At 69.2% G+C, this 20356-nt stretch carries 28 protein-coding genes; 24 read left to right on the forward strand and 4 right to left on the reverse strand.

All coding sequences use genetic code 11. The annotated features are described in order from the left end of the window. Positions 1 to 93 precede the first annotated feature (93 nt). From AC1Z4A_RS22180 to AC1Z4A_RS22200, 5 genes are all read left to right on the forward strand, one after another. Positions 94 to 1239 (forward strand): ferritin-like domain-containing protein, encoded by a 1146-nt coding sequence (locus tag AC1Z4A_RS22180; protein ID WP_483681399.1) that lies wholly within the window; start codon positions 94 to 96, stop codon positions 1237 to 1239. A gap of 151 nt (positions 1240 to 1390) precedes the next feature. Next, positions 1391 to 2197, forward strand: a complete 807-nt coding sequence (locus tag AC1Z4A_RS22185; protein WP_483681402.1) for a polysaccharide deacetylase family protein — start codon at positions 1391 to 1393, stop codon at positions 2195 to 2197. A 628-nt stretch (positions 2198 to 2825) separates the two neighbouring features. Next, complete coding sequence (locus AC1Z4A_RS22190) at positions 2826 to 3281, forward strand: hypothetical protein (RefSeq protein ID WP_483676201.1); 456 nt, start codon at positions 2826 to 2828, stop codon at positions 3279 to 3281. A gap of 54 nt (positions 3282 to 3335) precedes the next feature. Further along, on the forward strand, positions 3336 to 4169 hold the full coding sequence (locus AC1Z4A_RS22195; RefSeq protein WP_483676202.1) for a transposase family protein: 834 nt from the start codon (positions 3336 to 3338) through the stop codon (positions 4167 to 4169). Positions 4170 to 4289: 120 nt separating this feature from the next. Continuing rightward, a complete protein-coding gene (locus tag AC1Z4A_RS22200) occupies positions 4290 to 4631 on the forward strand; it encodes a hypothetical protein (protein ID WP_483681404.1) in 342 nt (113 codons plus the stop codon). 606 nt (positions 4632 to 5237) lie between these two features. On the opposite strand, the gene AC1Z4A_RS22205 is transcribed toward AC1Z4A_RS22200, so the two are convergent. The 4 genes from AC1Z4A_RS22205 to AC1Z4A_RS22220 all read right to left on the reverse strand — a co-directional run bounded on the left by AC1Z4A_RS22205 (position 5238) and on the right by AC1Z4A_RS22220 (position 8451). After that, on the reverse strand, positions 5238 to 5669 hold the full coding sequence (locus tag AC1Z4A_RS22205) for a cytidine/deoxycytidylate deaminase family protein (protein WP_483681406.1): 432 nt from the start codon (positions 5667 to 5669) through the stop codon (positions 5238 to 5240). A gap of 35 nt (positions 5670 to 5704) precedes the next feature. After that, a complete protein-coding gene (locus tag AC1Z4A_RS22210; protein WP_483681408.1) occupies positions 5705 to 6388 on the reverse strand; it encodes a RibD family protein in 684 nt (227 codons plus the stop codon). 39 nt (positions 6389 to 6427) lie between these two features. Continuing rightward, positions 6428 to 7837 carry a helix-turn-helix domain-containing protein gene (locus tag AC1Z4A_RS22215; RefSeq protein WP_483681411.1) on the reverse strand — a complete coding sequence of 470 codons (1410 nt, stop codon included), beginning with the start codon at positions 7835 to 7837 and terminating at the stop codon, positions 6428 to 6430. A gap of 245 nt (positions 7838 to 8082) precedes the next feature. Next, positions 8083 to 8451: a GntR family transcriptional regulator gene (locus tag AC1Z4A_RS22220; RefSeq protein ID WP_483681413.1), complete on the reverse strand. Its 369-nt coding sequence runs from the start codon at positions 8449 to 8451 to the stop codon at positions 8083 to 8085. A gap of 857 nt (positions 8452 to 9308) precedes the next feature. On the opposite strand from AC1Z4A_RS22220, the gene AC1Z4A_RS22225 reads away from it, so the two are divergent. The 19 genes from AC1Z4A_RS22225 (at position 9309) to ssb (ending at position 20337) form a co-directional block, all read left to right on the forward strand. After that, complete coding sequence (locus tag AC1Z4A_RS22225) at positions 9309 to 9434, forward strand: hypothetical protein (protein ID WP_483681415.1); 126 nt, start codon at positions 9309 to 9311, stop codon at positions 9432 to 9434. A gap of 127 nt (positions 9435 to 9561) precedes the next feature. Beyond that, entirely contained in the window at positions 9562 to 9873 is a 312-nt protein-coding gene (locus AC1Z4A_RS22230; protein ID WP_483681417.1) for a hypothetical protein, read from the forward strand. Next, positions 9870 to 10514 (forward strand): GGDEF domain-containing protein, encoded by a 645-nt coding sequence (locus tag AC1Z4A_RS22235; RefSeq protein WP_483681419.1) that lies wholly within the window; start codon positions 9870 to 9872, stop codon positions 10512 to 10514. The genes AC1Z4A_RS22230 and AC1Z4A_RS22235 overlap by 4 nt, the downstream gene beginning before the upstream one ends. Continuing rightward, positions 10511 to 11167: a hypothetical protein gene (locus AC1Z4A_RS22240; protein ID WP_483681421.1), complete on the forward strand. Its 657-nt coding sequence runs from the start codon at positions 10511 to 10513 to the stop codon at positions 11165 to 11167. Before AC1Z4A_RS22235 ends, AC1Z4A_RS22240 begins: the two co-directional genes overlap by 4 nt. Beyond that, the gene (locus AC1Z4A_RS22245) at positions 11164 to 11496 is read left to right on the forward strand and encodes a hypothetical protein (protein ID WP_483681423.1); all 333 of its coding nucleotides are present in this window, start codon (positions 11164 to 11166) and stop codon (positions 11494 to 11496) included. The genes AC1Z4A_RS22240 and AC1Z4A_RS22245 overlap by 4 nt, the downstream gene beginning before the upstream one ends. Then, positions 11493 to 12797 (forward strand): hypothetical protein, encoded by a 1305-nt coding sequence (locus AC1Z4A_RS22250; protein ID WP_483681425.1) that lies wholly within the window; start codon positions 11493 to 11495, stop codon positions 12795 to 12797. Before AC1Z4A_RS22245 ends, AC1Z4A_RS22250 begins: the two co-directional genes overlap by 4 nt. Further along, positions 12797 to 13183, forward strand: a complete 387-nt coding sequence (locus AC1Z4A_RS22255; protein WP_483681427.1) for an RRQRL motif-containing zinc-binding protein — start codon at positions 12797 to 12799, stop codon at positions 13181 to 13183. The genes AC1Z4A_RS22250 and AC1Z4A_RS22255 overlap by 1 nt, the downstream gene beginning before the upstream one ends. A 29-nt stretch (positions 13184 to 13212) precedes the next feature. Next, positions 13213 to 13407, forward strand: a complete 195-nt coding sequence (locus AC1Z4A_RS22260; RefSeq protein ID WP_483681429.1) for a hypothetical protein — start codon at positions 13213 to 13215, stop codon at positions 13405 to 13407. An 82-nt stretch (positions 13408 to 13489) separates the two neighbouring features. After that, on the forward strand, positions 13490 to 13819 hold the full coding sequence (locus tag AC1Z4A_RS22265) for a hypothetical protein (RefSeq protein ID WP_483681431.1): 330 nt from the start codon (positions 13490 to 13492) through the stop codon (positions 13817 to 13819). 16 nt (positions 13820 to 13835) lie between these two features. Beyond that, the gene (locus tag AC1Z4A_RS22270) at positions 13836 to 14051 is read left to right on the forward strand and encodes a hypothetical protein (RefSeq protein ID WP_483681433.1); all 216 of its coding nucleotides are present in this window, start codon (positions 13836 to 13838) and stop codon (positions 14049 to 14051) included. Between the two features lie 92 nt (positions 14052 to 14143). After that, complete coding sequence (locus tag AC1Z4A_RS22275) at positions 14144 to 16315, forward strand: cell division protein FtsK (protein ID WP_483681435.1); 2172 nt, start codon at positions 14144 to 14146, stop codon at positions 16313 to 16315. A 209-nt stretch (positions 16316 to 16524) separates the two neighbouring features. Then, a complete protein-coding gene (locus AC1Z4A_RS22280) occupies positions 16525 to 16731 on the forward strand; it encodes a hypothetical protein (protein ID WP_483681437.1) in 207 nt (68 codons plus the stop codon). Next, positions 16728 to 16922 (forward strand): hypothetical protein, encoded by a 195-nt coding sequence (locus AC1Z4A_RS22285; RefSeq protein ID WP_483681439.1) that lies wholly within the window; start codon positions 16728 to 16730, stop codon positions 16920 to 16922. The genes AC1Z4A_RS22280 and AC1Z4A_RS22285 overlap by 4 nt, the downstream gene beginning before the upstream one ends. 10 nt (positions 16923 to 16932) lie before the next feature. Next, positions 16933 to 17547: a hypothetical protein gene (locus AC1Z4A_RS22290; protein WP_483681441.1), complete on the forward strand. Its 615-nt coding sequence runs from the start codon at positions 16933 to 16935 to the stop codon at positions 17545 to 17547. Then, entirely contained in the window at positions 17544 to 18062 is a 519-nt protein-coding gene (locus tag AC1Z4A_RS22295; RefSeq protein WP_483681443.1) for a MazG-like family protein, read from the forward strand. The genes AC1Z4A_RS22290 and AC1Z4A_RS22295 overlap by 4 nt, the downstream gene beginning before the upstream one ends. Continuing rightward, positions 18059 to 18352, forward strand: coding sequence for a hypothetical protein (locus AC1Z4A_RS22300; protein ID WP_483681446.1), 294 nt, complete (start codon positions 18059 to 18061; stop codon positions 18350 to 18352). The genes AC1Z4A_RS22295 and AC1Z4A_RS22300 overlap by 4 nt, the downstream gene beginning before the upstream one ends. Before the next feature lie 17 nt (positions 18353 to 18369). Next, the gene (locus tag AC1Z4A_RS22305) at positions 18370 to 18879 is read left to right on the forward strand and encodes a hypothetical protein (RefSeq protein ID WP_483681448.1); all 510 of its coding nucleotides are present in this window, start codon (positions 18370 to 18372) and stop codon (positions 18877 to 18879) included. 85 nt (positions 18880 to 18964) lie between these two features. Further along, positions 18965 to 19798, forward strand: coding sequence for a phosphoadenosine phosphosulfate reductase (locus AC1Z4A_RS22310; RefSeq protein WP_483681450.1), 834 nt, complete (start codon positions 18965 to 18967; stop codon positions 19796 to 19798). Between the two features lie 77 nt (positions 19799 to 19875). Then, the gene (gene ssb / locus AC1Z4A_RS22315) at positions 19876 to 20337 is read left to right on the forward strand and encodes a single-stranded DNA-binding protein (protein ID WP_483681452.1); all 462 of its coding nucleotides are present in this window, start codon (positions 19876 to 19878) and stop codon (positions 20335 to 20337) included. Positions 20338 to 20356: the final 19 nt, after the last annotated feature.

Genomic DNA, 20356 nt, shown 5'->3' on the forward strand with positions numbered 1-20356 from the left:
CCGTTACCCGCTCATTGCCCCGCTCATTGACCCGGCGGTAACCACCGTGTGAGCCTGCCAACTACCCATGTGTGCAAGGGACAGGAGGCGTCCATGACGACGCAGGAGCTGTACGCGCACGACCCCGGCCCCGCGGTCTGGGAGGTCCCCGCGACCGGTGCCGCGCGCTTCAGCTGGGACTACGACGACGGCCGCGAGCGGCTCCTCGCCCTCTACCAGAAGGGCAAGGACAAGCAGTGGGACGCGGCCAAGCGCATCGACTGGGGGCAGGAGGTCGACCCGTACGACCCGCTCGGCGTGCCCGACGAGAGCCTGCCGGTGCACGGCAGCCCGTACTGGGACCGCATGAGCGGTGCCGACCGGCGCGAGCTGCGCCGGTGCTACGCCTCCTGGCAGTTCAGCCAGTTCCTGCACGGCGAGCAGGGCGCGCTGGTGTGCGCGACCCGCATCGTGGAGTCCGTGCCCGACCTCGACGCGAAGTTCTACTCCGCCACCCAGGCCATGGACGAGGCCCGGCACGTGGAGATCTACGGGCGCTTCCTGCGCGAGAAGATCGGCGTGATGTATCCGGTCAATCCCAGCCTCCGCTCGCTGCTGGACGACACGCTGCGCGACTCCCGCTGGGACATGCCGTACCTGGGCATGCAGGTGCTCATCGAGGGGCTCGCCCTCGCGGCCTTCGGCATGCTGCGCGACACCACGACCGAGCCGCTGCCCCGGCAGATCCTCGCCTATGTGATGCAGGACGAGGCCCGCCATGTGGCCTTCGGCCGCATGGCGCTGCGCGACTACTACCGGCAGCTCTCGGCCGCCGAACTCCGCGAGCGCGAGGAATTCGTGATCGAGGGGTGCTATCTGATGCGCGACCGGCTGCGCGGCGAGGAGGTGCTGGCCGATTTCGGCATACCGATGGCGGATGCCGTGGAACTGAGCGAGCGTTCCGAATTCCTGCTGATCTTCCGCAAGTTGCTTTTCAGTCGCATTGTGCCCTGTGTGAAGGACATAGGGCTGTGGGGCGAAAGGCTGCAAAGGGCCTACGTCGACATGGGGGTTCTCGACCTGGGCGACTCCGATCTCGACCGGCTCATGACCCAGGACGAGGAGATCGCCGAACAGCTGGACGCCCGGAGGTTCGCCGCCGAGGAAACGGCCCGCACGGCGGAGATCGCGGAGACGATATCGGAGGCGGTATCGGAGGCGGTATCGGGGGCCGGAGCAGGGGAGATGTCGAAGGGATAACAAAGGTGCGGTAATTGGGCACTTTACAGCGACCCCGTGTCTGTTTTGTCGCGGTCCTGTGAGCAACGGCGTTTTGTGGAACGTCATGCGGTACGCAGCCGTCTACGCGGGCAGGACACACTCGGGTGCGCGAGGGGGGAGTGCGATGTCCATGGCCCGGCTGACTTCCCGGCGGCGGCGGATCGTGATCGCGGCGGGATCGGTACTGGCACTCGCGGGGGCGATATCCGGAACCGTGGCCGTGGCCACCCAGGACTCCGGGAGCACCGCAGGTCCGGGAGCCCAGGCTGCTGCCACGCCCGACGGAAAGGCGTCGGCCACACCGTCGCCCGACCCCGCTCCGACCGGCCCCGTCCCGGCGGACATCACGCATGAGACCGAACAGGGCGGCAGGACCGTGGCCATAACGATCGACGACGGCCCGGACCCGGTATGGACGCCGAAAACGCTGGCCGTTCTGAAGAAGAACAACATCAAGGCGACCTTCTGCATGATCGGCCCCCAGGCGAAGGCCCGCCCCGATCTGGTCAAACAGGTTGTGGCCGACGGTCACCGTCTCTGCGACCACTCGGTCGACCACAACACGTCGATGGACAAGCGATCCGAGGACTACCAGAAGCAACAGGTCCTGGACGCCAGGAAGATGATCGAGAACGCAGCGGGCAGTGGAGTAACGATCCGCTACTACCGGGCCCCGGGCGGAGCCTTCACTCCCTACAGCCGCAAACTCGCCGCCGACGCCGGAATGCGCCCGCTCGGCTGGGGCGTGGACACCCACGACTGGCAGCGCCCGGGGGTGGACCGGATCGTCGAAACGGTGAAGCGGGAGATCAAGGAGGGCCCGATCATCCTTTTCCACGACGGGGGAGGAGACCGCAGCCAGAGCGTCGAGGCACTGGACCGCTGCATTTCCTGGCTCAAGCAGGAAGGTTACGGCTTCGACTTCCCGAAGGCCTGAGCAGCCGCACGGAACGCGGAGCGGAACGACGAAGGCCCGGACTCAGCGAACTGAGTCCGGGCCTTCGTCATCGGCATCCGCCCTGATCAGCCGGGAAGTTCCTGGATGATCGGCGAGTGCCCCCGGCAGGATTCGAACCTGCGCACACGGCTCCGGAGGCCGTGCGTTGCTGCCCCTTGGATATGCTCCTGACCTGCAGGAACGACGGCGGGAGATCAACTGGCGGTGAACTTCACGCGCCACTCACTCGTAGGGAGACCTGTGGGCTCCCTCTCTGGGCCCCTGGCGACCGAGCACGCCGCTTCTCCGACAGGAGGGAGAGTTCCGGGGGCGAGGTCACCAGGTTGGGCGTTGCCCCAGCGCGACAGGGCTCAGCATGGCGATGCCAGAATCCCCATGGACAAGATCAAGGGGGGACCATGCACAGTGAGAGCTGCACAACCTGAATCCGTGCTGGTCAGCGGTGCTGGCGTGGGAGATCGGTGGTGTACTCACGCTGGTCGGAGGCGGGAGTCTGGAGCGTAGATCATCTGACGCGTCGGGGATGGGCGTTTCCGGCTTTGCCCGCGCCGCGGGCGGAGTGGTTCCTACGATCGCGGGCGGTGCCTGGTCGTTTGGGAGGGGAATCGTGTCGTCGCTGGAGAAGATCGCAGCTCGCCGTGCCGAGCTGGATGAGCTCGCGGAGACCCTGGCCAAGCAGCTGGCCGAGGCCGAAGCCGAGCGTGAGGAACTCGTGGTCGCGGAGCGGGTGTTGCGGCGGCTGTACGGGCAGGAAGCCGGGGATGGCGCCGGGCAGGACACCGGGGCACCGCAGCGAGTGCAGGTCGCGGGCCGGTCGGTGTTGAAGGTGCCGCACCGCAGTGAGGTGCCGGATGCGTCCGTGCTGCCGGGCGACTACCAGCGGATGCTGAGAATCGTGAAGGCCGCGGGCGGGCCGGTGATGGTCAAGGAGGTCGGCGCCGAGCTCGGGATCGACGCCTCGGTGCCCGGCCGGCTGGAGCCGTTGCGCGGGAAGCTGTCAAAACTCGCCGGGAGGGGCTGGCTGCACAAGCTGCCGAACGGCACCTTCACCACCAGGCTGTGACACACCCGTCTCCTGGGCCGTAACCAGGCGGCCCCCGGCCCGGGTTGGTCAGGTATGCCTACCAAGACGTCCCCGGCCGGGGACCACACCGAGCTTGTCTACCAGTGCAGGCTGCCGCTGTCCACGCAGACCCTGCGCTACCTGACGTCGCTGCTGGCCGCCCGTCTGAAGAAGATCCGCTCCCGCTGGCGCAAGCTGCCGGCCGGGCGGATCGCGGTGATCGTGCTGGCCGCGCTGCGGCATGACCAGCGCCTGGCCGACCTCGCCGGCGGCAACGGCATCTCGCGCACGACGGTGGACCGGTGGCTGAAGGAGATGACCCAACTGCTGGCCGCGAAGGCGCCGCGGCTTCAGCGGGTGCTGGCGAAAATCGCCCGCGAGGGTGGCAGCGTCGTCCTGCTCGACGGATCGCTGATACCCACCGAGCGCCGCACCGGCCTGCCCACAAGGCGCCGCTGGTCGGCCAAGCACAAACGGCACGGGCTGCTGGTCATCGCCCTGACCGACGTGCGCGGGCGGCTGTTGTGGACCTCCACCGCCCGCCCGGCCCGCGGCTCGGAGATCACCGCCTGCCGGCACGACGGCCTGGTCGGCCGGCTCCGCGAGGCGGGCCTGGCCGCGATCGCCGACCTCGGCTTCGTCGGCCTCGACGACGAGGCCGGTGACCCGGCGGTCATCACCGGCTACAAGAAGCCGAAGGGCAAGAAGCTCCCGCCCGCGAAGAAGCTGGTAAACCAGCTGATCGCGGCGGAACGAGCAGTATGCGAGCACGCGTTCGCGCATTTGAAGAACTGGCGCGTGCTGACCAGGCTCCGCCTCGACGTGAAGTGGGCCACCCGACTCGTCCGGGCCCTGATGATCCTCACCCAGCACGAAATCGCCCGCTGACCGACGATCTTCACGCCAGACAGGCCCCGACGACCAGCGCGAGCACGACAACACTCACTCACGCCACCCCCGCGACCTGCACGTTCAGGATGAACACAACTCAGTCGGCGCGACGCCATCTTGAGCCAGCTGGATGACGACCGGGGAGTCACCGCCGTTTCGATGGGGTGGCTCCGTGAGCAGTACGAGCCTGAGTGGGGGCGGCTCAGTACCGGCCGTGCGGCCGAGATCAGCGACTGGCTTGCGAAGCACGAAGTCAAGCACCTACCTTCTCCGCTTCCTTCGCGGGAGACGGCCGACGTGATGCTGTACAGGCCTTCGTCCCTCATCGGCGCCTACATCAGTGCTGCGCGGCTGGAAGGTGTTTTCGAGAAGCACCCGAAGACCGCAGCTTTCATGCTGGGCACGCTTGCAGACAAGCTGGAAGATGCTTCAGCCCATCCCGACAGCCAGGAAGACTGAACGGGGCTTCGGGTCGCCAGGCTCGCCCAGGACTTGCCTGGGCTGCTGGTGGGCGGTCGCCGATCTGGTGCGTGGTGGAGGTCTCGTCACAACCGTGAGCGATTTTTCGGAGCCGTGAGTGAACCTCTGGCCCGGCTCCCGCTGACGTGGTACTCGGGAGCTGGGCCAGAAGGGCTTAGAAGGGACTAGGCCGGATCCCAACGGCAAGCCTCCGACCTGCGGAAAGTCGAGGCTGTAGGGCTACGTCCTGCCGGAGCCACCGTGTATTCACCGGAAGTAGCCGTTCCAGGTCTTCCCCACTGCCGCGGCGGGCTGCACTCCAACCTCGGCGCGGTGTACGTAAAGCCCTGGTTGCGCATTCTGCGCGTCCTGCAGGGGGATTACTGCTTCATGGAAGCTGTGTCTGTGAAGGACGGATGTCCCCGGTGTGGGGCGGTGCGTGATGACCCTTGGCAGCCGTGCCCGAAGTGCGGTGCCTGGTATCCGAGGGCCTTGCGTTCACGCCTGGACTCCGCGTGGCGCTCGCCTTCTGCCTGCCAAAGCCCCCGACCTGGTTCCAGATCGGGGCCTCCGTGTGTCACGTAACACTGGCAGTCGGGAGGAGACTCACTCGCCGACGACAAGGTGGGCGTTGACGGCGCGCGCCTCTTCCCGCAGGCCGGGGAGTTCGACCACTTCCACACCTGCCTGTCGGAGGGTCTCGACCCCCACGCAGTCGCTCACGAAGAGTGAAGGCTCTCGCCAAGCGATGACGACTCGGCGGATTCCGGATCGGAGGATGAGCTGGGTGCACGTAAGCGGTCGCGACCGGCGCTCGGAGCACGGCTCCAGCGTGCTGTAGAGGGTCGCATTCGCCAGCCTGGGGTCATCTGCGGGCAGCTTGGCAAGCGCAGCCTCTTCAGCGTGGACATGCGGATCGTTCTCGCGCGAGTACCCGCGTGAGATCTCGGCGCCGTCAGCACCAACAATGACGGCTCCGACCGAGTACGCCCCTTCGGCCGGCGGGCATAGGCGGGACAACCTGATGGCTTCGGCCATCCAGGACTGGTCGGCAGGGCTGACAGCACCCAGGTTCACTGGCTGCTCACCTGCTTGGGCAGGTAGCGGAGCAAGACCACATCGCCGATCGCGCGAGCTTCCACCAGGGCCATCCGTCGGGTGGAGCCACCGGGGTACTCGGCGGGGTTCAGAAAGCGAGGCGCGTCGGCGTCGCCGACCACGAGCGGGGCGATGGCGAGGTGAATCTCGTCGGCGAGGCCCTGCGAGAGGAACGCCGTGTGGATGGAGCCGCCGCCCTCCACCATGAGGCGCTGTATTCCGCGCTCGCCGAGGTCATCCAGCAACCTCCCGAAGTCGATGGTCTGGCCGAGCGACACGACGTCGGCCAGGCCGTCGAGTCGGCTACGAAGCTTCTCTTCGCCCGCATCCGTGGTGTAAGCAACCTTGGCTCCGCCGTGGTGCCAGAACTTCGCCTCGCGGTCCAAGTCGCCCGTGCCGGAGATGGTGACCTTCAGCGGGTACTCGGGTAGTCCCCGAGCCGACCGTTCGGCACGGCGCTGTGCGCTGTTCACCAAGAGGCGTGGGTTGTCGGCCCGAAGGGTGCCGGCTCCGATGAGGATCGCATCGGATTCGGCGCGGACCTGGTCAACGCGATCGAAGTCCTCCGGGTTGCTCAAGAGAAGGCGATCGGGGCTCGTGTCGTCGATGTATCCGTCAATCGACGTCGCGACACTGAGCAGGACATGCGGGCGAGGCAAGTTATCTCCTAGTTGCTGGCGATGGGCTGGACGAGAAGGTCACGCTTCGTGGAGCACGGAGGAGTCCAGCGCATCCTGGAATTCGCGCACGGAGGCGACCGCATGCCACGGTCGCAAGTCGGAGTCGAGCTGTGCCAGCTCGGTCAGGATGCGGGCCGAGCCTGTCTCGGTGCCGATGGCGAGGGCCTCGCGCCCGACGACCGAGGCTTGTTCCGCGTCTCGGGCTCCGGCGAGCGCCAATGCCTGACGGGCAAGGTAGACACCCCGGTCGCGGTGATATCCGGCTGGTAGAGCGGCTATCGCCGTGCCGAAGCCTTCAGCGGCTGCCTGATGGTCTCCCAGGGCTGAAAGGCTTCGGGCACGGTGCACGTCGATGTAGGCGTCATCGAGCCACACTCCCCAACTGGAGTCCGGGTTGATGTCCCCATGCAACAGCTCCCGGGCGCGGTCATACGCGCGCATGCTCTCGCGGGCGTCTCCGCGGAGAGCGTAGCCGTGGGCAGCGTACGTGGCTGCCACGGCAGCCAGACGAGTGCCGGGACGGGCCGCATCCTCTGCAGCTTCGGCCACGTCGACTGCTTCGACGGCATCCCGCATGTCGCCGGCTAGCTGGCCCTTGCGGGCCAGGATGAAGGTTGTCAGATCGGGGTCACCAGCCATGTGGGACCACTGGAACGCCCTGTCTGTCCAGTACTGGGCTGCTCGGTGATCTCCCGCATCCTGATGGAACCAGCCGCACAGTTCCGCGAACTGGGTCTGCAGCTGGAGCAACTGGCGACGGTCGGCACCGCGCTTGCCCTCGCGCAGGGCCGTGATGACGCTGATCTGTTCCTGAACCTTCGGAATCAGCTGACGTGGACCAAAGAGATTGTCGGAGTCGATGAGCACACGGCGGACTGCTTGGAGATGCTCAATGGGGCTGCGATCGGGAGCCGAGATCGGTGGAGTGGGCGGGCTTGCCTGGGCAAAGGGTGCACCTGCGATGCCCACAGCGGCAGCGCCAAGGCCCCCCAGGAAGAGCCTGCGAGGAACAGACACGAAGACGATCCTTCCGTCGGAAGTGCGGCAGGGGACGGCAACCCCCTCTTCCGACCGTGCCTGGTTGTCTGGACCATCGGCCAGGGCTGGCTGACCGTTAGCCACATGGGACCCCGGTTTAGCCACATAGCCACGGGACAAAGTGGAGATATCGGCCCCGCTTTGGACCTGCCGGTACAGGCGTACTAACGCGCCTCCGGCCTCTAGGGCCTGGTCGTACGCCATGACCAGGGCTTCCGAAGGTGCCTGCTCGCCACGCTCGACGCGGCCCATGTACGAGTAGTCGTACCTGATCAGTGCCCTCAGCTTGGCCAAGGAGAGGCCCCGCAGGTTGCGCCAGTCGCGCATGGCGGAGCCCAGAAAGTGTTGAGGGCTCGCGAACGGTGTCAACTCGTTCGGACGTTGTCCCATGAGTCCCCCTTCATGTGGCCCATGTGGCCGACCGAGGGTGGCCACATCACGGCTCTGCCGACTGGGCAAGTGCCGTCGCTACAAACGATGGCAGCGGAGCCCAACTTATCTGCCGGAGCCGGGTGAATCAGGAGGAGCGACCATGTCTTTGACAGCTGCTGAGCAGCGCCAGCTGATGATGGTCTTAAGCCGGATCTCGCAAGAGGTGCATGAGCTTGAGCGGCGGGTTGATCGTGTGGCTCGGCTCATCGGTGGTCCCGGGCTGAGTTCTCCAGGGTCTGAAGCCGCTCGTCCAGGCGAGCAAGGTGTGTGCGCATCGCCTCAAGCTCGCGCATGATCGCATTGAACTCAGGGCTGGGCCCTTGCTCGCCTGCGCCCTCGGGGCGGTCACTCACGAAGTAGCCGCGGGTGGAAACGGCGCGCACGTACCCCCATTTGGCTAGCAGCTGTAGAGCTTTGGTGGCGGTGCCGGGGGCGACCTCGTACTGCTCCGCGATATCGCGAACCGCTGGCAGCTTGTCGCCAGGCTTCAGGTTGCCCGAAGCGATCTCTGCGCGAAGAGCATCCGCGATCTTCTCGTTCACTCGACGTGCGTCGTCGGCGGTAGGCGTCATGCCTCGATGCTAACCACCCCCTCATTGATCCAACCGGTACTGCTGACACAGCTTCTTGTACTGCTTGTGTCAGTCGTGCTAGAACAGTCTTGCTGGCTCGGGCGGCCCCGAAAGATGGGGCTCCGGCCGGTTCGGGGCCCTTCTTTGAGCTGCCTCGACCTGCACGAACGCACAAGCGCCCGGAGGAAAGCCCGAGAGGGTGAGTACGAAGGAAGCGCCCGTTTCCTTGAGAACTCAACAGCGTGCCAAGTTCGACGGGGTTCGAGTCCCCGTCCCCGCAACGGCCCGGGTGACGGCCGTCGGCGGCCACTTTGTGGCAGGTGAACCTGTCCTGTCCGTGTATCGGCTCTGGAGAACAGCTCTGGGGATCATCCCTTCATTGCTGGAGGTCAACCCCTTGGTTGCCACCTGGTACGCGCCGCTCTGCTGGCGTCAGAGCAGTGACGATGACGCACCCGATTTCCCGGCTCGGGACCGGTGCACCGTGGCAACGGCGCACCGGTGAAGCCGTGCCCCTGCGATTCGCGGGAGGTCGGTGTGAACCGACGACATACCCGGGCGCCGTCCGTACGGGACCGGTACGGCGGCTACGCCCTTCGCGTCACCGTGTCACCGCCAGGCGAGGAGCACGGAAGCCAATTCCGTAGCTGCCTCGGCTGGTTCTGCTCATAGCCGCAGCGCTCGCAGCGCTGGGGCCGGTTGCCTCCCCTGCCCGTCCGGTCGCTTTTGCGTGCCGTACGGGCGGGGTTGAGGGGAGCCGGAGAAGCACGGCTTCACATGCAGCGGCCCTGCCAGGTGTTGCACCACCGGGCAGGGCCTGGACTTCCCGCCTACCAGAGTTAGGAGGGCGATCCTCCATGGATCGTATCGATCTGCCCGGTGCGTGCGCCGGACTGAACCAGGCTGAAAGCGACGAGCTGTCGCGCAAGGTGGCCGAGGTCAACAAGCGCAGCGAGGACAACGCCCGTGTTAAGCGCGGCTGACCCCTGCGGCCGACCGGGCCGCCGCACTCGTCACTGCCGTCTGAACCGCTCGATTCCGGGGCGGCCGCCTCTCGCCAAAGACCGCGGCCGCCCCGGTTCTCCGTCCCTTCGACGCAAGGAGAGCACCGTGCGCACGTACATCGGACACCACGAGGTCGTGAACGTCGCCGAGTTCGAGGAGCTGGCCTTGGGCTTCGAGGAGCGGCCGACCGGTCTCGACCGGGACCTGTTCCTCGGCCCGCTGACGCCCGAGACGCTCGAGGAGCGGGCCGCTCGCCAGGACGCGGCCCGCGACATCATCGCGGACCTGGAGGCGCAGGGCCTCGGCGGTGACGAGGTCGCGGCGTGGGACGCGCTGTACGCCGACGCGCTCACCCGCACCGTGCCCTTCCTGCGCTCAGCGGGCACGGGCCGCTTCTCCGGGAGGGCAGCGGCATGAATGAGCTGCTGACTTCCCTCGCGGCTGCCGTTCCGCTGACGGCTGGCTGGTCGGTTCACACGCTGTTGTGGCGGCGCCGTATTGACCGCGCTCGCCGTGATCCACTCACCGCCTTGCACGGTCGGGATGTCTTCGAGCGGCGTACCTCGAAGCTGCTGCGCACCCACTCGGTGGCCGTGGTCTTCGTGGACCTGGACGGCTTCAAGGCCGTCAATGATCGTTACGGGCACGCTGCCGGGGACTCGGTACTCGTCTCCGCGGCCGCCGAGCTGGACGGCTGGGCCGAGAGGCAGGGTGGCTTTGCGGCCCGGCTCGGTGGTGACGAGTTTGCCGCCGCGGTGCCGGGCCCCCGTTCCCTGCCGGTGGCCCTGTGCAGCCTGTATGAGGGGCTGTGCCGGCCGGTGCCTGCCGGGCGTCACACGGTCCAGGTGGGTGGTGCGTCCATCGGTGCGTACGTGGCCGCGGGCCTGCCGGAGCCCGCCTTGACGCGGGCGATGCGCAGGGCTGATGAGGCCATGTACGAGGCCAAGCGCGCGGGCGGCGGCTGGCGGATCGCCGAGACGCCCACTCCCGCGGTGACCACCACCAACGGGCGCCGCACGGGCCGCCCCGGCGCGTCCTACGCAGGAGGCCCCCGGTGAGCGTCTGGCACCTGAACACCGACCGGCCCCTCTACACCCGCCAGCCCGAGCCCGGGCAGTGGACCAACCGCATGGTGCCCTCCGCCTTCGCGCTCCTGGGCTTCGGTGACGCGGTGCTGCGCCGCTGGATGGCGGTGCACGAGGCCGGGCACGCCGTCCTGAGCTTCGCGGGCGGCATCCCGGTTGCCGAGATCCACGTGTGCGAGGACCTGGGCAAGGCCCCTGGCGAGGGCGGGGCCGCCTGGGTGCGCACCGGCCACAACTTCAGCGTCCCGTATCTGCGCTATCTCGCGATGTGCGCGGCCGGGGAGCGGGCCCAGGAGCGGTGGATGCGCCAGGAGGGCCTGTGGACGCCGGAGCGGGCGTGGGTGAGCGAGCGCGGTGCGACCAATGACCGCGCGCAGGTCGCCCATGCCCTGCGTGAGGTGCGCGGCATGGACCTCACCTACGGCCCGCGCACCGGGTCGGGGATGGACTACGCCACGGTGCAGGCCGCCGCGGACGCCGCCCTGGCCCTGCTGTGGGACCGGGTGCTGCGCCTGGCGGTGGCCGTGGACGAGCTCGGCCACCTCACCGGGGGCGAGGCCGCCCGCTACGCCGGCATGACCCACGTGGCGGTCCCCTGTGAGGAGCTGGCGGAGGTGGCGGCATGAGCAGGGAACTGACCCTGGACGACCTGGCCGCGCCGCTGCGTGCGCTGCGGTTGCTGGCCGTGGAGTTCGGGCACTTGCCGGCGCCGTGCGTGTGCGTCAGCACCGTTTATCCGCGGCAGCTGGAGCTGTCGTTGCACGATGACCTGCCGGGCTTCGAGAGGTGGCGGGAGGCCTTGGGCATCGCCCCGGACACCGTGGTCTACAGGGAGCAGGGCGGTCGCGTGCTGATCCTCAGCGCGCAGGCCGACGTGGCCGGGGCGGTGCTGAAACTGGTCGGCTACGCCGACATCCCCGCTGCGGGCGAAGAGCCGGTGGAGGTGACGGCATGAGCAACCTCGCCACCTGGCAGGAGCAACGCCGCCAGGACCGGCTGGCGGACCGTCAGCAGGACCGGGAGGACAAGACTGCGCGGGCGGCCGGGCGGCGGGAGGACCGCCGGTTGGAGCGCGAGCAGGACCGCGCCGACCGGGCCGCGGACCGCAGCGAGAAGCGCCGGGACAAGGCCGAGCGCGCCGAGAGCTGGCGCACGCGGCGGGCGTGGATCGTCGAGAACGGGGCGCTGATCTGCACCGGCCTGGTCATGGCCTGCGCCATCATCCCCGCCCTCGTCTCGCAGTTCACGGCCCTGACCGCTGCCGGGGTCGGCCCACTGCTGGCCGCGCTGCTGGCCGCCATGCTCGAAGGCGGCGCCTGGGCGGCCACCTTCGGCGCCGCCAAGGCCGCCCGCACCAAGCGGCCCACCGCCCGGTACCGGGCCGCCACCTGGACCTGCGCCCTGGTGGCGGCGATCGTCAACTTCTGGCACGGCAGCCGCGATTACGGGCTGTGGCTCGGCATCGTCCTGGCGGTGGCGTCGCTGTTCGCGGTGGGCATGTGGGAGCTGCACCTGCACGGCTCCCACGCCCCCACGCACGAGGAGCGGGACAAAGCCCGGCACGCCCGGCGGCGCCGCTGGCACCACCGCAAGGTATGCCGCGCCGCCGACCGCCTGATCACCGCCGCACCGTACGGGACCCTCGCGGCCGAGGACGCCTTCACCACCGCCTGGCGGGTACACCACGGCACCGCCCCCGGTCTCACCCCGGGACTGCTGGCCGACCGGCTCGCCGCCGAAACCAGGCTCGGCAAGGTCGTCGAGTCGGCCGCCGGCACCGCCCCCCAGCGGGTCAGTGCCCGCCTGTGGGCCACGTTCGACAATGCTCTGCCCGTCCTCGGCCCCGTCTCCCAACTTCCGATCGCAAATCAGGAGGAATCGCAGCCTTCTCCCGCAAATCAATCGAGGGGTGACCTGCAAGAATCGACCCCCGTTGGGTCCGATCGATCGGCCGATCGATCGAGGGGACCGGCGCCCGATCGAGTCCCGATCCGACCTGCCCGGCCAGCGCCCGACGGGCACGGCCGACGGCGGCCGACGGGACGTGTCCCGGACAGTGCCCGCATGCCGCGGCCCTCGCGCAGCTGGGACGAACTGCTCACCACCGCCCGCACGGCAACCGCCGGTTGGGCGGATGAGGACCTGACGGCTGAGGCCCTGCGCAAGACCCTGCGCACCGCCCCGACCAGGGCCCGTGAGCTGCGCGAAGCCCTCAAGGCTGAGCGCAAGGTCGACCTCGCCCTTGCGGGGCAGTGATGTTCGCCGTCTTCAGTAAGTGCTACGACCCGAACGGCACCACGTGGGGGATACCCACCTACCCCTGGCGCCTGGCCCCCGACGGGCTGGCCGCCCGCCGTCAGCTGCGGGCGCGAGGCATGCGGCCTGGTGGCCAGCCGGTCGCAGCCCAGGTGATGCGCCGCTCCCGCGGCCGCAAGACCGGGGTGGCGGTGGCCTACCTCTACCGGCTGGACAGGGCCAAGCCCGTCCGGCCGATGACCCCGGGCAAGCAGGCCGCGCTCGACAGGGCGATGACGGCCCGCCGCACCTGCCCCCAGTGCCGCACCGACGCCGGTTACTGCATCCCCGCCTCGCTCGGGGTGTGCGTGACCTGCGCCTACCCCGAAGAACAGCGCGCCCTGTGAACTCCCCTACTCCTCTGAGGAGATGTCGCATGAGCAGCAACATCGTCACGTACAAGTGGTCGGCCGAGGTGTACGAGTTCGGCATGACCGTCGTGGTCCACGGCACCGCCAGTGGCCCGCACGGCTACACCGCCGATGACGCCTACCAGGACGCCTGCGCGGCCATGGCCAAGGACGGCCTCCAGCACCGTGGCAGCTTCCTCATCCGGCCCGCCCAGGGCTGACCAGCCCCAGACCTGCGGGGCCCGGCCGCCCACCTTCCACAGCGCCGGCCGGGCCCCGCATCCCCCCGAAGGACTGCAAGCCATGTTCAGCGTGACCTCGAAAGCGGCCCGGCGCTTGGCCTTCGTGGCCGCCGTTGTCGCCGGGGCGGTTGTCAGTGCCGACTACGCGCGATGGCTGGCCGCCTACCACGCCCCCGCAACGCTCATCACCCCGTGTGCCCTGGCCATTTACGCGGTCGTGCACACAGCGGTGCGCCAGGGGGTGGAGGCGCTCTGCGCCACCACCCACCACTGCCCTGTCGCCGGGTGCGGCTTCCGCATACGGCTGACCTGCCCGGATGCGGGCGAGAACCGGCGGTGGCAGGAGATCGCCGCCGCCCACCCCACCCACGACCACACCCACCACATCTGACCTCCAGGAGACGACTGTGACCACCCAGACCACGGCCACGATGACGGACTTCCACTACGTGACCACCGTGCAGACCAACGACGGCCTGCTCAACACCCGTGACGGGCTCCTGACCGTGCCCGCCGGGTTCACCCGCGGCGAGTGCTTCAACCACCTGATGGGTCAGCTGCGGGACGAGTACGGCCTGCCGATCGTCGTCCTGTACTTCGCCTTGGAGCCCAACCAGCTCTGACCAGCACCGCATCCATCGCGCGGGGCCCGGCCGCCCACCTTCCACAGCGCCGGCCGGGCCCCGCATCCCCTCCCTTGAGGAAGGAACGGCAAGTGAATCACGCAGACAACGAGCACCACGAGCCGGAACCCGGGCAGTCCCCGCAGACCGGTGAGCACGCTGGCGGGGCCGAGGTCGTCGACCTGGACAAGGCCCGCACCGCCCGCAGCGAATCCACCGCACCGCCGATAGCCGAGAACCCGGAAGCGGTGGTGAAGGTGGACGGCCCGGATGTGGCCGGGCCGGATTTCCTGGCCCGGATCATGAGCGCCAAGCGCCACCCGGTGATCCCGTCCTGGCTTCGCTCGCGGGCGGAGCTGGAGACCGCGGCGAAGTGGGCGGCCGGCCACTACGGGCACCTGACCGCCTATCACCTGTGGCGCTCCCCGGTCTACGCCGCTCGTCTGGCTCTGCAGGCGCCGCGGGGTGGGGCCAGGTTCGTGGGCGGCACCATGCGGTGGGTCGCCGACACTGAGGGCGAGCCGGTGCGGGCGGCGGCCGTTCGGCGGGAGGATGCGGCCGAGTACCTGAAGCTGTCGCGGCAGCGTGACGGCCGGGTGCGCTTGCGCACCCTGGTGGCCATCCTCGCCTCCCTCATCGGCGCGGGCGCAGCTCTTGCGGTCTACGTGCTGGCGCCGGGCTGGCTGCAGGCCCTGTCCGCGGGCGCGCTGCTGCTGGCCCTGGGCAGTGCCGGGGGTGCGGCCGATGCGCCTGTGGTCACGCGGGCGGTGGAGGTGCCCAAGGCGCAGAAGCTGACGAGCGACATCGTCCTGCGTGCCCTGGGTGCGCTGGGGATATCGGCGATCAGTCAGGCGCAGGGCAAGGGCCGGGACGGCTTCACCTTCACCGCCCCCATCACCCGCGACGGCCCTGGCTGGCGCGCCGAGGGAGACCTGCCCTACGGCGTGACCGTCACCGACGTGATCGAACGCCGCGACAAGCTCGCCTCCGGTCTGCGCCGCCCGCTGGGTTGCGTGTGGCCCGAGGCGGTCCCCGAGGAGCACACCGGGCGCCTGGTGCTGTGGGTAGGGGATCAGGACATGTCCAAGGCGAAGAAGCCTGCGTGGCCGCTGCTGAAGGCCGGGCACGTCGACCTGTTCAAGCCCGCCCCCTACGGCAACGACCAGCGCGGCCGCTGGGTGGACGTCACCCTCATGTACATCTCCGGGATCATCGGGGCTATCCCCCGCATGGGCAAGACGTTCCTGCTGCGCCTGCTGATGCTCGTTGCGGCGCTGGATCCGCGTGCGGAGCTGCACGCCTACGACCTCAAGGGCACTGGCGACCTGGGGCCGCTGGAGCGCGTGTGCCACAGCTACCGGGCGGGGGACGACGACGAGGACATCACCTACGCCCTGCGTGACATGCGGGCGCTGCGGGAGGAGCTGCGGCGGCGGGCGAAGGTGATCCGCAGCCTGCCCCGGGACCTGTGCCCGGAGTCGAAGGTCACCAGCGCGCTGGCGGACATGAAGAAGCTCGGCCTGCACCCGATCGTGGCCGGGGTGGACGAGTGCCAGGTGTGGTTCGAGCACCCCGAGCACGGCAAGGAGTTCGAGGAAATCTGCACCGACCTGGTCAAGCGCGGCCCGGCCCTGGGGATCACGCTGCTGCTGGCCACCCAGCGCCCGGACGCCAAGGCCCTGCCCACCGGCATCAGCGCCAACGCCTCCAGCCGCTGGTGCCTGAAGGTCATGGGCCAGCGGGAGAACGACATGGTGCTGGGCACCAGCAGCTACAAGCGCGGGGTGCAGGCGACGATGTTCGCCTGGGGCGACAAGGGCATCCACTACTTCGTCGGCGAAGGCTCCGACGCCCGCATCGTCGGCGCCGTCTACGTCGACGCCCCCACCGCCGACGTCATCGCGCTGCGCGCGTACCAGCTCCGCAAGGACGCCGGCACTCTCTCCGGGCACGCCCTCGGGGAGGAGCCGCAGCCCGATGCGGCCGCATCGTTCGACCTGCTCGGCGACATCCTCGCCGTGGTCGCCGTCGACGAGCCGAAGATCTGGAACGAGACGGTCGTATCCCGCCTGGAGGAACTGCGGCCCGAGACCTACACCGGCTGGGCCGCCGAGCAACTGACCGCCGCCCTCAAGCCGTTCGGCATCGACACCGCCCAGATCGGCAAGCGCGTGGACGGCAAGTTCGTCAACCGGCGCGGCATCACCCGCGCCGACATCACCGCAGCTGTCGCAGAGCGTGACGGAAACCGGGACGCCGGATGACGCGCCGGGGCCGCTATCGCTAGCAGCACACCCCGCTATCGATAGCGGCCCCGCTAGCACCTCACATATGCCCTGATCAGGTCGCTAGTGGCTAGCGGCCCTCTCTGCGCGCACCGTCAAACCCGCCCGGGAGGCCCTTCATGCCCCTGTCGCTCACCGCTATACCCGCTCTCCTGTTCGTCACTCTCGGTTATGCCGCTCTGTGTGCGGTGAGCCCGTTCGGCTCCTGCCGCAAGTGCCGCGGCTGGGGCTTCAAGATGACCACCGACCGCAAGGGACGCCCCAAGCGCGGCCGCCACTGCCGCCGCTGCGACGGCACCGGACTGCGCATCCGCCTCGGCCGCCACCTCTACCACCGCGCCGCCCGCATCCACCACGACGGCACCCGCCCCACCCCCGGCCGGAGCACCCGATGACCCTGACCGTCTCCGCCGTCTTCCTCCTGGCCGTCGCCGTCTTCTTCCTCCTGCGCTCCAAGGCCGTCGGACTCGGCAGCGCCCTGGTGGTCTTCCTGCTCGGCTTCTTCACCGCCGGAACCGGCGCGTACGGGCCGATCCACGACCTGTGCGTCTCCTTCGCCCAGGCCATCGCCAACCTCCGCACCTGAACGGAGAATCATGCAGCCGCACACCACCGGCCCGGCACCGGGCCACTGGCTTCCCGCCGTGCTGCCGAAAGCGACCCCGGCCATCGCCACCTCCACCGTGCTGATCCTCGGCCGCATCTGGAACGCCAACGGCGCCCAGCACTCCACCGGGGACGCCGTTCTCATGGCCGCCCTGGCAGCCGGAGCCGCCGCGGCCGGCACCGCCGCCTCCCTCGGCTGCTCCGGCGACAACGTCCTGGCCGCTACCGCCTTCGCCACCTCCGGCGGCCTCGCCCTGGCCGGAGTCGCCGGATACGCCGACGGACTATCCCTGCCCCTGCTGCTGTGGACCCTGGCCACCGTCATCGCCTACACCCTCGCCGCCCGCACCTGGCGCACCGACCACCACGAAACCCTCGCCCACGAACGCGACGTGGCTGTACGGCGCGAGGAACACGCCCACATCGAACGCGTCGAAGCCCTGCGCGCCGGGGCGCAGATCGAGGTTGCCCGCAGCGGCGCCGCCTACGCCGAACAGCTCGCCACCGCGCTCATCACCCGCGCCGCCCTGCCCGGCTTCGACCCCCGGGCCCTGGAAGCGGCAGGTCTGCCCGAACTCCCCACCAGCGAAAGGAAGCCCGCATGAGCACCGCCTTATGGCCGATCACCGCTCGCATCATCACGGCCCTGAACGCCGTCAACGGCACGGGCGAGCACGAGACGGCCATGCGCCTGATGAAGGTCACCGAGGAGGCGGGCGAGGCAGCCGCCGCATACATCGGGATGACCGGCCAGAACCCCCGCAAAGGCACGACCCACACCCGCTCCGACGTGGCCGACGAACTGTGCGACGTCATCATCGCCGCCACCGTCGCCCTGCACTCCTTCACCCACCACCCGCCCGCCGTCCTGAACGCCAAGCTGCACGCCGCCGCCCGCCGCCTCGACCACGCCCGGACCGGCCTCCCCGACCCGGACGCCGAGACCACCGAGCAGAGCGAGATGGACACCAGCGCCGACGAGGTCGTCGTCATCGAGCTGGACTGCGACGACTGGTACGCCCCCCATGGCTACGCCCTCACGCGCCGCCAGCTCGGCGACCTGCTCCTGCACCTCGACGACATCACGGCCGCCGCCGACGTACAGCGAGGCGTCGCATGAACCACCGCACCCTGCCCCGGCTCCGCCTCCAGCGCGCCACCCGGCCCCGGCCAGCCCTCATCCTCACCATCATCACCGACACGCCCCGACCTGAATGCTCCGCCTGCGAGGGCCTCGGCGGCACCGTCTACCACTACGAGACCGACGAGTACGCCGGCACCGACTGGGAGCCCTGCCCCTGCTGGAACCCGGACCGCCGATGGGTCCTCCCCCTGCCGACCCTGCCCCGCCGTCACCGGACCGCCAGCGACCCATGGGCCACCGTCTCCAGCAGTGAACCGCCGTTCTGATCCGGAAGGACACCACCGTGTTCGAAATCCGCGTCATCTGTGCCCCGGCCGAGGCCGAGCGCGTCGTCAAGGCCCTGGGCGAGGCGTTCGCCACCGGCTCGGTGCGCCAGCTCCCCACCCGTGACGGCACAGGCACCCGCCTGTACATGAAGGCCGAGCACCGGCCCAAGGGCGAGCCGTGGCCCACGCCGGAGGCGGCCTACCTCCTGGCACCCGACGTCATCAGCGAGATCGCCTGGACCACCGACTACCTCGTCCACACCGGCCTCCTCAACCCGTCCTCGCGGGAGTTCTGGCTCCGCAAGGCCGCCGCCCTCGACCGCCTCGCGCTCGCCGACGACGACGGCGCCCTCTACGGCGACGCCGACGAGGTCGCCACCGAAGCCGCCCGGCGCCTGATCGAAATCGACCAGACCAGCGACGGCGCCTACCACGGCGACCCGTACTGGCCCGGGCACCCCGACACCGAGGCGAACCCGCGCGGCTACGTCCGCCAGGAGTACGCCCACTGGATCAAGCACCGCTAGCTGCGCCCGGGGCGGCCGCCTCTCGCCAAAGACCGCAGCCGCCCCGGCTCTCCGCCCCTGCTCACAGAACAGGAGAACCATCAGCATGCCCAACATCCCAGACAGCAGCACCCGAGAGTTAAGGTCCTTCAGCTTCGGCGGCGGCTGGCAGTCCACTGCCGCGCTCGTGCTGGCCGCCCGGGGGGACCTCGACTTCCAGGTGTTCTTGATGGCCAACGTCGGTGACGACTCCGAACACCCCGGGACCCTGCGTTACCTCCGGCAGCACGCCATCCCCTTCGCGCATGCCCACGGGATCGAACTCACGGTCCTTGAACGCATCATGAAGCGCACGGGCGAGACCCGCACTCTCTACCAGGACCTCACCCGCCAGGGTTCACGCTCGCTGAAGATCCCCGTGCGCATGTCCAACGGGGCCCCGGGCACCCGTTCATGCACAGCACAGTTCAAAATCAAGGTCATTGCCGACGAACTCAAGCGGCGCGGCGCCACCGCCGAGCAGCCCGCGACGGTCGGAATTGGCATCAGCCTGGATGAGATCGAACGCGCCAATAAACGGCGCTGCGAACCCCACGAACGCATCGAGTACCCGCTCCTGGAACGCGGGATACGCCGGGCCGATTGCGCCCGGATCATCCGCAGCGCGGGCCTGCCCGTTCCGCCGAAATCCTCGTGCTGGTTCTGCCCCTTCCACCGTCCCGAGACCTGGCAGGAGATGCGCCGCCGCGAACCGGCCCTGTTCGAGAAGGCGTGCCAGCTCGAAGAGCTTCTCAACCATCGACGCGAGGCCCTCGGCAAGGACCACGTGTACCTCACACGATTCGGCATGCCGCTCCGCAAAGCCATCCCGGACGGGGTGGACACCCTTCCGTTCGACGAATTCGACACCGGTTGCGACTCCGGCTGGTGCATGACCTGAACAAGGCCGGGGCGCCTCCGACCACCTGTGGGTGCCCCCGCCTTCTCCCGTCCACGCTCACCCAAAGGAGCCACATCATGTCCGTCGGAGAAACCCCCATCACCGTCGTCGGTAACCTCACCGCCGACCCCGAACTCCGCTACACCACCGCAGGCGCGGCCATGGCCCGCTTCACCGTTGCCTCCACCCCGCGCAGCTTCGACCGGGACAGCGGCGGCTGGAAGGACGGGACCGCCATGTTCCTGCGCTGCACCGCCTGGCGCGCCCTCGCCGAGAACATCGCCGCCAGCCTCGCCAAGGGCAACCGCGTCGTCGTCACCGGCCGGCTGCGCCAGATCGACTGGCAGACCGACGAGGGCGAGAACCGCTCCATGCTCGTCCTCGAGACCGACGACATCGGCCCGAGCCTGCGCTTCGCCACCGCCGCACCCCAGCGCACCCAGACGGCCCCCGCCCGGAACACCGGCCCCGACGCCTGGAGCACCCCGGCACCCGCCCCGGCAACAGCGCCCGGGGATTCCGCACAGCCCCCGTTCTAGGCACGCCCGGGGCGGCCGC

The sequence above is a fragment of the Streptomyces sp. 17_S59 genome, assembly GCF_056930295.1.